Origin of the sequence: Lactococcus sp. EKM203L, assembly GCF_011800585.1 — a bacterium.
In the GTDB taxonomy this organism is placed as follows: domain Bacteria; phylum Bacillota; class Bacilli; order Lactobacillales; family Streptococcaceae; genus Lactococcus; species Lactococcus lactis.
The window spans coordinates 80,510-95,037 of record NZ_JAALEQ010000005.1 but is presented as its reverse complement, the minus strand read 5'-3'; the positions used below and the strand labels follow the sequence as shown (position 1 = coordinate 95,037).

Here is a 14,528-nt window from a genome sequence, read left to right as displayed (position 1 = left end):
TCACATCGCAAGAAAAAATCAGAAAAGCAAAACGTGAAAGCGCTATATTTATTTTTAGATAAAAACTTGTATATAAGTTTTGTAACAAACGAAAGAGATTAACCATGAAATCATCTATCTTTATTCCATATATTCTAAGAGATGGCGTAATCTTACAAAGAAATCAAAGGAACCATTTCTGGGGATATACGGGTTCAGAACAGGAAGTCATATTGTCGTATGAAGAGATAATTTTAAAAACTAAATCTGATGAAAAAGGTTTATTCAATTTTATTCTTCCAACACACGAAACAAGTGAGAGCATTGACTTCAAAATTTCAACTGTTGATGTAGAAATTATTCTCAAAGATATCTGTTTTGGTGATGTGTTCCTGCTTGGTGGTCAATCCAATATGCAACTTTGGATGGAACGTCTCAAAACACGCTATCCTGATGAGATAGAACAAGCCAGAAATCCTTGGATTCGCTATTTTGAGGTGCCACAAGAGCCTTCTTTTGATAACATTAAAGCAGAATTAACATCAGGACAATGGAAAAGAGCAGTTGGCGAAGATTTAAAGAATTTGTCAGGGATAGGATATTTTTTTGCTAAACAAAAATATGAAGAAGACCAAGTGCCAGTTGGAATCATCTGTACAGCAGTGGGAGGAAGTCCAATCAATGCTTGGTTGAACCAAGAAGTTTTGAGAGAACTTAACTTACTTCCTGATTACTATACTGAGTTAAAAAATACCGATTATCATGAAAAACTTAAAAAATCAGATGAAAGATATCAAGAAAACTATCAAAAGCTATTTGAAATGAATGATATTGGAGTTGAAGAAAATTGGCAAAATAGTGATTTCAACGATGAAGATTGGAGTAGGGTTTACTTGAATAAAAGTTGGCCACAACATTATCAAAATCCAGGTTCCGTCTGGTTAAGAAAGCAATTTAACGTTCCAACTCATCTGATTGGTAAAAAGGCTCTATTAAATCTAGGTACAATGATTGATGCAGATGAAACATTTGTTAATGGTCAAAAAGTTGGAGGAATAGATTATCAGTACCCTCCAAGAATATATGAAATAGAAAATTTATCAGAAGTATTAACTATAGCTATTCGATTAAAAATTTATCAACTACAGGGAGGTGTCACACAAACTAAAGAACATATTATTAGTACAGAAGGAGAAATAATAAATCTTGATGATTCAGAGGGATGGAAAATTAAACGAGCCAGTTATTTTCCTGAACGAAAAGCACAATATTTTCCTCAATATGAACCGGCAGGCCTTTTTAATGGAATGATTTCTCCATTATCAAAATTAAAAATTTCAGGAATTTTTTGGTATCAAGGAGAAAGCGATTCACATGAATATAGTAGCTATGGAATGAAATTTAGTAAATTAATACAAGAATGGCGAGAAATTTTCAATAACCAAAAACTTCTATTTATTTTTGTCCAACTTCCAAATTGTAATGAAAAATTTGGAGGTAAGAATTGGGCTGAGTTGCGTGAGGAGCAAACTAAAGCTTTAGATTTGAATTATACAGGAATGGTTGTAAGTATTGGAGATGGTGAGTCAGATGATTTACACCCAACAAATAAGAAGGTAATCTCTGAAAAAATTTATCAATGCTATAAACAGATAAATAATAGACATATTTGGGGTTACTGTAGCGGACCACACGCCACGAGGGTAGATCAAGTTGGAAATAACCTATTTGTTTCTTTTCAAACTTATGGGAAAAAGTTAAAGTTGAGAAATCATATATTTTTTGAAATATCCAGAAATAGGGGAATAGAGAAATTATCAAATGTTGAGCTGCTAGGTAATCAGATAAAAATTATTCTACCTGATGGGTTAGAGTTGATAGGTTCAGATATTACTTATAATTGGTCTAATGATCCTCAAGTGTTAATTACTGATGATGATGGTAGAGCAGCAGCTCCATTCAAACTCAAAATCAGTTAAAGCAAAACAAATATACAAATGCACTGAAAAAAATCAGTTCATTTTAGAAAGAAAATTTTTAATATGAAATCTATTAAAAAATATTGGCAGCTATATTTAATTGTAGCTATACCAACAGTCTACCTTCTAGTTTTTCGCTATATTCCGATGATAGGAAATGTGATTGCTTTTAGAACTTACTTACCGGGAGGTTCTGTCTTGGGACAGGATTGGGTTGGACTCAGATATTTCCAGATGTTTATTGGAGATGCAACTTTTTGGCAAGTTTTTCTTAATACACTCTCTATTGGAATTTGGACATTGATTTTTACTTTTCCTTTACCTATTATCTTTGCCCTCTTGTTAAATGAAGTTAAAAATAGAATCTTTAAAAAGTTCATTCAAACAGCCTCCTATCTTCCTTATTTCTTATCAATTGTTATTATTGCGGGGATGATTTTAGATTTTACGTCAAGCAGTGGTTTTATTAATAATGCCATTCATTTCTTTGGTGGAAGTCGTATTCTCTTTATGCAAGATCCAAAATGGTTCCAACCGATTTATGTCATTTCGCAAGTTTGGCAAACTTTAGGTTGGGGTTCAATTCTGTATTTGGCAGCTTTGACAAATATTGATGATACGCTCTATGAAGCAGCTAAAATGGATGGAGCTAATCGTTGGCAACAAATGCTTCATGTCACACTTCCTGGAATTTTACCTACAATTATTACGATGCTCGTTTTAAATGTTGGTTCTATTTTAGGAGTTGGCTTTGAAAAAGTTCTCCTCCTCCAAAACCCTTTAGTTTACTCAACAGGAGATGTTGTTTCTACTTATCTTTATCGCGTAGGTATTCTGTCATCAAACTTTTCTTATGCGACAGCGATTGGAATTTTTGAAGCAATTATTGGTTTGGTTCTAGTATTAGGTTCTAACAGAATTTCTGCGAAGATTACCAAAACTTCACTATGGTAAGGAGGATAAAATGAAAGATAGTATCGGTTATAAAGTTTTTAAAGTGATTAATGCAATTGTTCTGATATTGATTGTCATTGCAACAGTTTATCCTTTTTGGAATGTTGTCGTCCAATCATTTTCAAGCGAAAATGCAATTACAGCAGGAAATGTTGTTTTAACACCCGTTGGTTTCAATTTAGAAACCTATAAGTACGTTATGAATGATCCCATTTTCTGGATTAATTATAAAAATACAATTATTTATACGGTTGTAGGAACAGCAATTTCCCTATTTTTAACAACGACACTTGCTTATGTCACGTCAAAGAAGTATCTACCAGGACGTAAATTTTTCATTGGGTTGTCTGTATTTACTATGTTTTTTGCTGGAGGATTGATTCCAAACTACTTATTGATTAAATCATTAGGGTGGATGAATACGATGTGGGCGGTCACAGTACCAGGAGCATTATCCATTTTCAATATGTTGATTATGAAGTCTTTCTTTGAATCAATGCCAGATGCCTTAGAAGAAGCAGCGATTATTGATGGAGCAACTCCATTTCAAATTTTAATGCGAATCATCTTGCCATTATCCAAACCAATATTGGCAACCATGGTTTTATTCTACGCAGTTGGAGCATGGAATGCTTGGTTCGGTGCTTTCCTCTACATGGACAATAAAAATCTCTTCCCTGTTTCGGTTTATTTACGAAATCTGGTCAAAGGGGCAACGGGTGCCGAGGCGCAAAGTGCGGATGAACAGAGTCAGGTGAGCTCAAATATTAAAGCAGTAACTATGGTCTTAACTGTATTACCTGTACTTGTTGTCTATCCATTTTGTCAAAAATACTTTGTTAATGGAATCATGATTGGTTCTGTTAAGGGATAAATTTAGTTAGTTTCTTGAATTAGGACTATGAAGTTTTAGTTCAGATTATATAAATACTTAAGGAGCACAAGAATGAAATCTTGGAAAAATTTATTGGTTGGAGCGGCAGTGATTGGCGCTTCAGTGATGTTGGTTGGCTGTTCATCTAACGGTAAATCAACATCAGATGCAAAAAAAGATGGTTCAATTAATATGTCGAGCCAAAAAGGTTATATGAAAGACTTCAAGGCTGATGAAACTTTTAAAGCAACTTCAGCATTAAACCTTTCAATGATGTATAGAGATTCACCTAATTATCCAGTTAAAAACAGTTGGATGTTGTGGTCTGAACTTGAAAAAAATCAAAACGTCACTTTCAAAAGAACAGATATTCCTTTATCTGATTACCCACAAAAACGTTCGACTTTGATTGCAGCAGGTCAAACCCCAGATATTGTCACAGCGGTTGCACCTGGTGAAGAAACACAGTTCGTAGCTGGTGGACAAATTCTACCTATTTCAGATTATCTAAAATATATGCCTAATCTTTCTGCACGTTTGAAAGAATGGAAATTGACAGACTTGTTCAATTCTCACAAGCAAAAAGACGGAAAAGTTTATATCTTGCCTCAAATTGGTGAAGTTCCAACTTATGATTATACTTTTGCCTATCGTTCAGATATCTTTGAAAAGGCTGGTATCAAAGCTCCAACAACTTTAGATGAATTTACAAAAGCTCTTGAAACACTTAAAGAAAAATATCCAAGTGTCACACCATATTCAGATCGTTGGCAGTTTAATGCTATTCCAAATATTGTTGCACCACAATTTAATACCAGTGCTGGTTGGGGATATTCAAATGCAACTTATGATAAGGGAGATAACAAATTTGTCTTTACTGTACAACTCCTGAGTATAAAAAATTTATAAGTTATTATAGTAATTTAGTCCAAAAGGGATTAATGGATAAAGAATCTTTAACTCAAACAGATGATACAGCAACAGCGAAGTTTATTAATGGACAATCTTTTGTCATCGGAACAAATGGCTCTGAATACACGACTTTACAAAAGAACTTACAAGCAAAACACCCAGATGAAAAAGTAGCAATGATGACTGTCCCTGCTGGGGAAGATGGTTTGATGGTCCAAGATAATCGGATTGCGGCCGTTGCTGGTATGATGTTATCTTCTAAATTGAAAGATAGTGACCATTTCCTTGCGACTCTTCAATTCATTGACTGGTTACTCTATTCAGACTCAGGCCAAACCTTTGCTCGTTGGGGTGTTGAAGGCACAACTTACACTAAATCTGGTGATACTTATACTTTAGCAAAAGATGTCAATACTTTAGGTTTAAATCCAAGTGGTACAAAAGACCTTCAAAAAGATTTCGGTTTCCGTAATGGCGTCTTCTATGCTGTTGGTTCCGGTTCAAAAGCTTTGATTTACTCTCAATATAATGATGTGACTAAAGAATTTTCACAAGCAATGGATAAGAAAGCAAAAATAGTTTCACCAGCACCTGTTTATCGAATGAGTTCAACAGACCTTGAACAATTTTCTTTACTTGATACACCATTGAAAGACTTTGTTACAGCACAAACACAAGCTTTTGTCAGTGGACAACGTCCAATGTCACAATGGAGTTCTTATGTGAAAGAAGTGCAAGCGAAGAATTCATCCAAACTCATTGATATGGTTAACAAAGCCTATAAAGCAGCAAAATAAGTATTATTAGATAATTAAGCCAAAAGGAAACATCAATGGCTTAATTTTTTAAGACAGCCTTTAAAAAAGTTGATTTAAAGGTTGTTTTAAAAAGTTCTAAATAAAGAGGAAAAAATGAATCCTAAAAAAGATGTTACTGAATCAATTTATTATAAACTCGCTGGACAAATTGGACATATTATATTTTTACAGTTAATGTTCATCATTTGTATTTTTCCGATATTAGTCTCATTTTTGTTTGTTAGATACGAGATAAATAATTTCATTTTTATGACTCCTTTATTTTTTCTAGCAGTGCCAGCCTTAGCAGCCTTGAGCTCATCAACACTTTATATTTTAGAAAGCCAGGATGTAAAACATTTAGGGATATATTTTTGGAAACAATATAGAAAGTTATTTTTAGATGCTTTAAAAATTGGAATTCCAGTCATTTTTGCTACTTCAATTATTTTGATTGATATTGCTTCAATGCAAAAGTCTTCGACACCTATATTTTCTTGGTTCTTTATCTTATTGCTCCTTGTTTTATTAGTATTTACTGTTTTTGTTGGGTTGATTAATATTAAATTCAAATTTAGAATACGGGATATGTTTAAAATAAGTATGGTTTGGTCAATGACTTTTCCAAGTTCAGTAATTAAAGTGATTATTTTAAGTCTAGGATTATTAGGAATTATGTTTTTTGTGAGTGGCTTTCTGATTTTTGTTTTAACCAGCACATATATTTATCTTATCTGCCATGAATTGAGCAAAATGTTGGACTGGGTTTGGAAAAATTATACTCAGGAAGGCAAGAGTAACACGGAACTATAAAAACTGGGAGAAATTTTTATTTATGGTAAATCAATTAATTAGTAAAAAACCAACTTCAATGTTTATTAGTGGCGTTGTAAAAATCGGATACGACAGAAAAGACGATGAAGCAATAACTAAGCATGCTTTAATAAATTTAAAAAATGATTTGGCAAATGTTTTAGATAATGAAGCAATTCTTGCAACTGATAGCAAAAATTCTAAGATTATCGTTTCAACGATTGATACTTCATTAGCAAAATCACAAAAAAATTATGAGCTTTTAAGAGAGGCTCTAAATAAAAAAGAGCAATATATTATCACCGTTTTTGAAGGACAACTTCAGCTGATTGGGAGTGATAGAAGAGGAACGATTTATGCAATTTATGAATTTTTAAGTCAGATTGGTGTTTCTCCGTGGCATTACTGGATGGATGTGCCGATTAAGAAACAATCAAAAATTTATCTAAATGAGTCATTCTTTTTGATCGATGCTCCCAAAGTAGAAAAACGTGGTTTTTTTATTAATGATGAATGGCCGGCAGCAGGAAATTGGGCAACTAAACATTTTGGACATTTAATGAATGAAAAGGGTGAAAAAATGAATTCCTTTAATCACCTTTATTATGAAAAATTATTGGATTTATTACTTCGTTTAAAAGGGAATTTTATTTGGCCTGCCATGTGGGGATCAGCTTTTTATGCTGATGATCCTGAAAATTCAAAATTAGCTCAAGAAATGGGAGTAATTGTCGGGACATCACACCATGAACCTATGGGACGTAATCATCAAGAATGGATTCGGAATCATGAACAATATGGTAATGGAGAATGGGATTACGAAAATAATCAAGATGGTTTGGATAAATATTTTCGTAAAGGAATTGAGCGTTCCTATCAGACAGAAGATATTTTCACACTTGGAATGCGTGGCAATGGTGATGAAGCGATGAGGGAGGGAGAAAATATTACTCTTTTAGAGCAAATTATAGATAAGCAAAGGAAAATTATTTCCGAAGTGACAGGACGTTCCGCTAAAGAGACACCACAGATTTGGGCACTTTATAAGGAAGTTCAAGATTATTATGATAAAGGAATGCGCGTGCCGGATGATGTAACTTTACTTTTATGCGATGATAATTGGGGAAATCTTCGGAAGCTTCCAAGTCTAGAAAACCGAGATAGAAAAGGTGGCTACGGAATTTATTATCATTATGATTATGTAGGTGGTCCACGAAATAGTAAATGGATTAATGTTTCTCAGATTCAAAGAACCTGGGAACAAATGACATTAGCTTATAACTATGGAGTTAGAAAACTTTGGGTAGTAAATGTTGGAGATTTGAAAGGTCAAGAATACCCCCTTTCTTATTTTATGGACTTAGCGTGGAATTCTGAGCAATCACTTGAGGAAATGGAAAGCTACACTAAAAACTGGGTAGGAAAACAATTAGGAGAAAATTATACTGAGGATGCAAGTAAGCTTCTTGCAACTTATAGTAAATTAAATATGAGTGTAAGCCCTGAATTGCTTGATAAAGATACATTTAGTTTAGATAACGATCATGAGTTTGAGCGAGTTCTTGCACATTATCGAGATTTGTCTAATCAAGCCGGGGAGCTTTATGTATTAATGCCAGAGAAATATCGGCAAGTCTATGAACTATTAATCTATTATCCGCTTGTCGCAACTGCTAATCTTTATGAAATGTATTATGCTCAAGCCATAAACTGGAAATCTGAGAATGCAACAATAGTCAACCAAGCCGCGGATAAAGTAGAGTGGTGTTTTAAAAGAGATACTGAATTAACTTCACATTATCATTCTTTGAATGATGGGAAATGGGAGCATATGATGAGTCAAACTCATATTGGATATCATGACTGGCAAGAACCCGAGTATCAAATCATGCCAGAGATTCGTCATCTTAAATCAGAAATAAACATCTCAAAAGAAGTAGACCAATCAATAGTTATTGAAGCAGGCGACTTTAATGAAAAATCTCAAGGAGAAGTTGTCTGGACAGAGATAGCTGATATGGGAAAAACTGTCTCAGCGATTACCACTCTACCTAATACCATTATTCCAAGTAACAATGATTTTGTTTGCTATGATTTTGAGACTGTTTCTTCTGGAGAATTTCAAGTTGAGGTTTTTCTCTCACCAAGTTTGAATTGGAATAATAGCGGGTTAGTTTATGGTTATCAAATTGATGGTGAGGCAGAAATAGAAGTCAATTTTAATGGAATTTACAAAGGAGAATTAGGAAATTGGCAAGCTGAACGAATCATCAGAAGTTTGACAGTTACTAAGTTAGAACAAGGTAAACATCGCTTGCTATTTTATGCTAAAACACCAGATGTGATTTTGCAAAAAATTGTACTTCATTTTGGAGAGATAAAAGAAACTTATTTGGGAAGAAATCATTCTGATTTTATTAATACTTGGTTGATTTAGAGAAAGGCTGACATGGAAAACTTATTACTAAAAATTGCACCAAAAGAAGAAATCGACAAGAAACTAAAGCATGTCTTTGAAACGCTGTTTGGCCAAAATTCTCCTGAACGCATCTATTTTGAAGAAGATGATATGGCATATATTGTTGATACAGGCAATGATGATGTCAGAACGGAAGGAATGTCTTATGGGATGATGATTGCTTTGCAGTTGGACAAACCAGAAATGTTTTCTCGGTTATGGAAATGGGTGAAAACCTATATGACAGTGCCTAAAGGTCATGAAAATGAGGGATATTTTATCTGGTCTTGTGCACCTAATGGCCAAGCTAATAGTGATGGTCCAGCTCCAGATGGGGAAGAATATTTTGCCGCAGCGTTATTACTGGCTGAAAAGAGATGGAAAATCAAAGAATATGGGGATGAAGCGAGAGCTTTACTTCATGCGATGGTTCATAAAGGGGAGAATCAAGATGGCTATCCTATGTTTGAACCAGAAAATACTTATATAAAGTTTGTGGCTCATCTTTATATGACTGACCCTTCCTATCATTTACCTCAATTCTATCAACTTTATGCCAAATATGGCAATCCAGAAGATTCGGCCTTCTTTCTCAGAGCTGAAGAGGAAGCTCGTAAGTTTTGGCTCAAATCAGCAAATGCTACGACTGGATTGACACCAGAATATGCGGATTATGAGGGAAAGCCTTATGATATTGATGGTCATTGGACCTTCTTTAGTGATGCTTATCGGACGGTTGCAAACATTGGCTTAGATTGGCTTTGGGAGCACGAAGAGATTGGACAAAGTCAGATTGCCGTAAATATCCAAAAATTCTTTGAGCCTTATCTTGAAAATGATGAAGAAATTCCTGTTTTTAAAATTGATGGTCAGCCTTTAAGGAAAGAAGAACAGACCGCGGAAGGCTTTCCACCGCTAAAAGTTCATCATCCGATTGGTCTTTGGTCAACTTTAGCTCAAGCCTCACTTGTCACCAATGAGTTTGATTCCACTTTAGCTTTGAAATATCTCAAATACTTCTGGAATTTGAAACTTAGAAGAGGGAAATATCGTTATTATGATAATCTGCTTTACCTTTTTGCTCTTCTTGCTTTATCTAGAAATTATCAAAAAGAGTGGTCATGAAAGGAGAAAGAGAATGACTAAAGAAATTGCTTTAACTTTTGATGATGGACCTTGGGGAGCAAGGACGCTTTGGGTGCATGATGAACTCATTAAGCGACAAATTCCAGCAACTTTCATGATATGGGGTGAGCATATGGCAGATTATCCTGAAATTATGAAAGCAGCGGTAGAAAATGATCTTTTTACTTTTGGAAATCACACATATAGTCATCCTCATTTGGCTGACTTATCGGAAGAAGAAGTTTTGTCTGAGATAAAAAGGACAGATGACCTCTTTTACCGACTGACAGGTATGACTTTTGATTTTGTTCGTCCACCATTTGGGGATTGTGATGCTCATACTTTATCTCTCATTAATCGTCCGTTAATTTGTTGGTCTTTGGATACAATGAGTTGGAATCATGGTGATCCGGCTAAATGTTTTGAAGCTATCCATAATGCTAAAGATGGCGATATTGTCTTGATGCATGATTTTCAAGAAGCTGATGTTTTTGCTTTGTCTGCTATTTTAGATTACTTACAAGAAGAGGAGTTTACTTTTAAATCGCTTCCTGAGCTTTTGGGGACTCAACTTAATGATGAAGCTTATATCTACTACTCAAGGGATAAACGAGAAAAAGTTGGTTTTAAAGGTATTTGACCGTAAGTTTAGATAAGAAAGGGAGAAAATGACGATTGATGAAATGTGGCTGAAGTCTTCAGTCTTGAAAGAACGACTGGCCGAGGAGATTTTTTATGTTGATGTGACATTTGAAGATAAAATCACGCTTCGTTTGCGCTCAGAAATCAGTGAATGGTTAGGTTATCAACTGACAGGAGAAAAGTCAGAAGCAACAGTGGTCTTGTCAGTAAAAAGTGATCTGGATGATAATTTAGAAGCTTATGAAATCAGAGAAAATGAGATTATTGGTGCTTCGTCAGTTGGTTTGCTTTATGGATTTTATGCTTATTTGCGTTTAAAACTAACAGGGGCCAAATTATCTGAAAAATCAGCACCTAATCAAGCTTTGCGGATGATAAATCACTGGGACCAAGTGGATGGTACTATTGAGCGTGGTTATGCTGGTGAGTCTATTTTCTTTGGTCGCTTCGGTTCAAATGATAACACAGACACAGGATCCTTTGCTGTCAAAGACATTGGAACAGATATTTTTCGTAATGATTTCACGCGCTTAGAAATGTACGCTCGCTTTCTTGCTTCCATTGGAATTAACGCAATTTCACTAAATAATGTGAATGTTAGAGCTTTGGGAACAAACCTGATTATCTCGCCTTACATTGAAAAAGTAGGTGAGATTGCTAGAATTTTTGCGACTTTTGGTCTCAAGACCTTCTTAGCTATTAATTGGGCAGCACCAAAATTAATTGGTGGACTAGAAACGTCAGATCCCTTGGATGAAAAAGTGTCTTCATGGTGGCAACAAACTATTGACCATATCTATAATGTCATTCCTGATTTTGGTGGTTTTGTTGTTAAAGCAGACTCTGAGGGTGAACCTGGTCCTTATCAATATGGTCGAAATCATGCGGACGGAGCCAATATGCTTGCTAAGCCTTTTGAAAAATATGGAGGACTTGTCATTTGGCGAACTTTTGTATATAATTCGCAAACGGACTGGCGGAATCGTAAGAATGACCGAGCTAAGGCAGCTTATGAAAACTTTATGCCTCTTGATGGTGATTTTGCGGACAATGTAATTTTACAGATTAAATTTGGTCCTATTGATTTTGGAGTGAGAGAACCTTTGATGCCCTTGTTTGGAGCACTTAAAAAGACTAATCAATTAATGGAATTTCAAATCACGGCCGAGTATTTAGGACATCAAATTGACTTGAACTATGTTCTTCCTCAATGGTTGGAAATGATTCATTTTGATAACTATGGTCAGCCAAAGAATACAATCAAAGTAAATTCTCCTATAGCGACAAACTCAGGTTTCGTAGCCATTGGTAACGTGGGAATGGATGAAAATTGGTGTGGCAACAAATTAGCCCAAGCAAATTTTTATGGTTTTGGTCGAATGGGTTGGAACAATGATTTAACAGCAGCTAAGATTTTGCAAGAATGGATTGCGTTGACTTTTCCAGAGGTAAAAGAAGAGGTACGAAAAGAAATTTTTGAGCTCCTGATTGATTCTAATCGAACATATGAACTCTACAATGCACCACTTGGTGTGGGTTCAATGATGGTTCCTCATTATCATTATGGCCCTTCCGTCAATGGTTATGAATATGATCGTTGGGGAGCCTATCATTTTGCTGACCGCAATGGTCTTGGAATAGATCGAACAAGTGCGACAGGAACTGGCTATGTTAGTCTTTATGCCCCGGAAGTAGCCAAGATTTTTGAAGATAAAAGTCAAACTCCAGATGAAATTCTACTTTTTTTCCATTATGTCGAATATGGACAACTTTTAAAGAATGGGAAAACACTAATTCAGACCATTTATGACCAGCATTTTGAAGGCTTTGAGCGAGTGGAGTCTTATCTTAAAAGTTGGCAGACATTAATTGGAGAAATTGATGAGCTGACATATAATAATGTGCTTGAACGTTTGAAGTTGCAATTAGAAAATGCCAAAAATTGGCGAGACCAAGTTAATACATATTTCTATCGAATGTCTGGTATTCCCGATGAAATAGGTCGGGAGATTTATCGATGATTTAAAAAAAAATAGCTAGTATCATATACTAGCTATTTTTTAGTTTATACGATTGATCTTACCTGCATTTTTAAATTGCTTATCTGATATAATGGATTTAGATAAAAACAGGACATAATCTTTAATTAAATCTAATAAAATTTTACTGATGCCAAAGACTTAAATTTATTAAGGTTAGTTAAAAAAAATAGAAGGGTTTAGATGACTTGAAAGCTAAAAATGAAATTTCTAAAGAGCGAAAAGAAACCGTAGAAACTGCGATAGAAATTAAAAAAAATAATCTTGAAATCAGTCAAAATTTATTAGAAGGTCGATTTGAACTTTATCCAGAAAATCGTCGTCGTTCAGTCAATAAAGTTATTTATCAGAGCCAGTATTTTCAATTAGTTTATAATTTAAATCACAAATCTTTAATAATTGAGAGTAAGGGGGATTTAATCTACTCTGCAATTCCTTATGATACAGGAAGGAATTATATACAGAAAGCCTCTATTCAAGCAATCTTGCATCCGAATGAAACAAGAAAATATATTGAAAGTCATGAAAATAATCTAAAAAAATATTTGGCTTTATCTATTTTTCAATTAACAGGACAAAGAGTTGCACTTGATTCCAATGAAGTAAAGCAGGCTTATCAACAAATTTTTATGGACCCTTTGTTTGAAATGCAAGTCTTGGGAAGGATGATGCAACATGATGAAACGGGCCCTCTTTCTGCTAATCTGGCTGGAAAATTTTTACACAGTGAAAATAGAAAAACTGGAATTTCGCCTTATTTAGCCGAATACTTGAAATTTGTTGTTGAAGTGACGCAGAATTTACCGATTTCAACGGATGGTAAAAATGTTCATTTGCTTGATTCTGCCCATGAACAACCAAAAGAAAATGTTTATCTTGACCAAAGCAAGAATTTAGCACTTTCAAGTCAGTCAGATTTGAAAGTTGGTTTAGAAAATCTTCCTGCCCCACTTAAAGTAGAAATTGAAAACATTCAAATTGCTGAACCTATTAAAGAAGTGGTGACCAAACCACTACTGAAATCAAATGTGGGTAATCAATTGAGGAATTTACGGAAAAATTATGTTGCACATAGTCAAAATCCTAAAGACCTTGAGCAGTACTTTGAAAATGTTCATTCTACTGAAAATAATAATAAAATTAATGTTATTTCAGATATTGATAGTCAGGATGGAAAACTTCCTTTCTCTAATCCTAACTTCAATATTTTAGTAGGAAATATCTCTGATTCTGTAGTTTCAGATTCAAAAATACAAGGAATTTATGTTATTGGAAATCATGAGCTAGCAGATATTCTTTCAGAACAAAAGATTTTTTCTAAAAGTAAATGGGATGATTTTAGAGAAAAAGAATGGTTTAAGGATTTAGTTTTAGACCCAGATCAGGCATGGCCAAAATTACCAATAGGGGATAATTCCTTTTACGAACTCATAAAAGAGGAGTTAGCGCAAAATTATCCCAAAATGAAGATATTAAATAATGAATCGGTGATTTATGAGGGGGTGCGTTATATTGGCTTAACCATACCAGTGGCTCTTGCGAAGCGAAAGAAAGAACTGCAAAATTTTATTGCTATTGAACTGAAAAGACTTCTTGCTCAAGATAAACAAATTCCAACAGTAGTTGTTTCTCATGCTCCATTATTTAATGAATTAAGTATGCTTTCACCAAAGAGCAGCTCCTATAACAAATCTTATAAATGTGCTCATAGGGGGATATTGGATTTATTCGAAAATTTTAATATTATTGGAGCCATTCATGGCCACCATCACATTCCAGCCTCATCAGGTCAATCAAAAATGGTCAAATTTTCTAACAAAAATATCTTTGTAGTTTGTTCTATTTATTCAAAAATTAATACAGGATTTGAGCTTGCAAAATTGTTACCTGATACGAATATGGAGAAACCTTTAGGACTTAAGAAAGATAAAAATTAATAAAATATTTATAGGAGAA

At 34.3% G+C, this 14,528-nt stretch carries 11 protein-coding genes; all 11 read left to right on the top strand.

Translation table 11 applies throughout. The features are described from left to right. The first annotated feature begins 104 nt into the window (after positions 1-104). The 11 genes from HFD15_RS09760 (at position 105) to HFD15_RS09715 (ending at position 14,509) form a co-directional block, all read left to right on the top strand. The gene (locus HFD15_RS09760) at positions 105-1,958 is read left to right on the top strand and encodes a sialate O-acetylesterase (RefSeq protein WP_167593589.1); all 1,854 of its coding nucleotides are present in this window, start codon (positions 105-107) and stop codon (positions 1,956-1,958) included. Between the two features lie 63 nt (positions 1,959-2,021). Continuing rightward, positions 2,022-2,912, top strand: a complete 891-nt coding sequence (locus HFD15_RS09755) for a sugar ABC transporter permease (protein ID WP_167593590.1) — start codon at positions 2,022-2,024, stop codon at positions 2,910-2,912. Between the two features lie 10 nt (positions 2,913-2,922). Then, on the top strand, positions 2,923-3,786 hold the full coding sequence (locus tag HFD15_RS09750) for a carbohydrate ABC transporter permease (protein WP_167593591.1): 864 nt from the start codon (positions 2,923-2,925) through the stop codon (positions 3,784-3,786). A 72-nt stretch (positions 3,787-3,858) separates the two neighbouring features. Next, on the top strand, positions 3,859-4,695 hold the full coding sequence (locus tag HFD15_RS14535; protein ID WP_255457176.1) for an extracellular solute-binding protein: 837 nt from the start codon (positions 3,859-3,861) through the stop codon (positions 4,693-4,695). Between the two features lie 32 nt (positions 4,696-4,727). Beyond that, complete coding sequence (locus HFD15_RS14530; RefSeq protein ID WP_255457175.1) at positions 4,728-5,495, top strand: hypothetical protein; 768 nt, start codon at positions 4,728-4,730, stop codon at positions 5,493-5,495. A 114-nt stretch (positions 5,496-5,609) separates the two neighbouring features. Then, complete coding sequence (locus HFD15_RS09740) at positions 5,610-6,308, top strand: DUF624 domain-containing protein (protein WP_167593592.1); 699 nt, start codon at positions 5,610-5,612, stop codon at positions 6,306-6,308. 22 nt (positions 6,309-6,330) lie between these two features. After that, a complete protein-coding gene (locus tag HFD15_RS09735; protein ID WP_167593593.1) occupies positions 6,331-8,745 on the top strand; it encodes a glycosyl hydrolase 115 family protein in 2,415 nt (804 codons plus the stop codon). A 12-nt stretch (positions 8,746-8,757) separates the two neighbouring features. After that, positions 8,758-9,891 carry a glycosyl hydrolase family 8 gene (locus HFD15_RS09730; protein WP_167593594.1) on the top strand — a complete coding sequence of 378 codons (1,134 nt, stop codon included), beginning with the start codon at positions 8,758-8,760 and terminating at the stop codon, positions 9,889-9,891. A gap of 13 nt (positions 9,892-9,904) precedes the next feature. Then, positions 9,905-10,531 (top strand): polysaccharide deacetylase family protein, encoded by a 627-nt coding sequence (locus HFD15_RS09725; protein ID WP_167593595.1) that lies wholly within the window; start codon positions 9,905-9,907, stop codon positions 10,529-10,531. A gap of 28 nt (positions 10,532-10,559) precedes the next feature. Next, positions 10,560-12,554 carry an alpha-glucuronidase gene (locus tag HFD15_RS09720; protein WP_167593596.1) on the top strand — a complete coding sequence of 665 codons (1,995 nt, stop codon included), beginning with the start codon at positions 10,560-10,562 and terminating at the stop codon, positions 12,552-12,554. A gap of 206 nt (positions 12,555-12,760) precedes the next feature. Beyond that, positions 12,761-14,509 carry a metallophosphoesterase gene (locus tag HFD15_RS09715; protein WP_167593597.1) on the top strand — a complete coding sequence of 583 codons (1,749 nt, stop codon included), beginning with the start codon at positions 12,761-12,763 and terminating at the stop codon, positions 14,507-14,509. Positions 14,510-14,528: the final 19 nt, after the last annotated feature.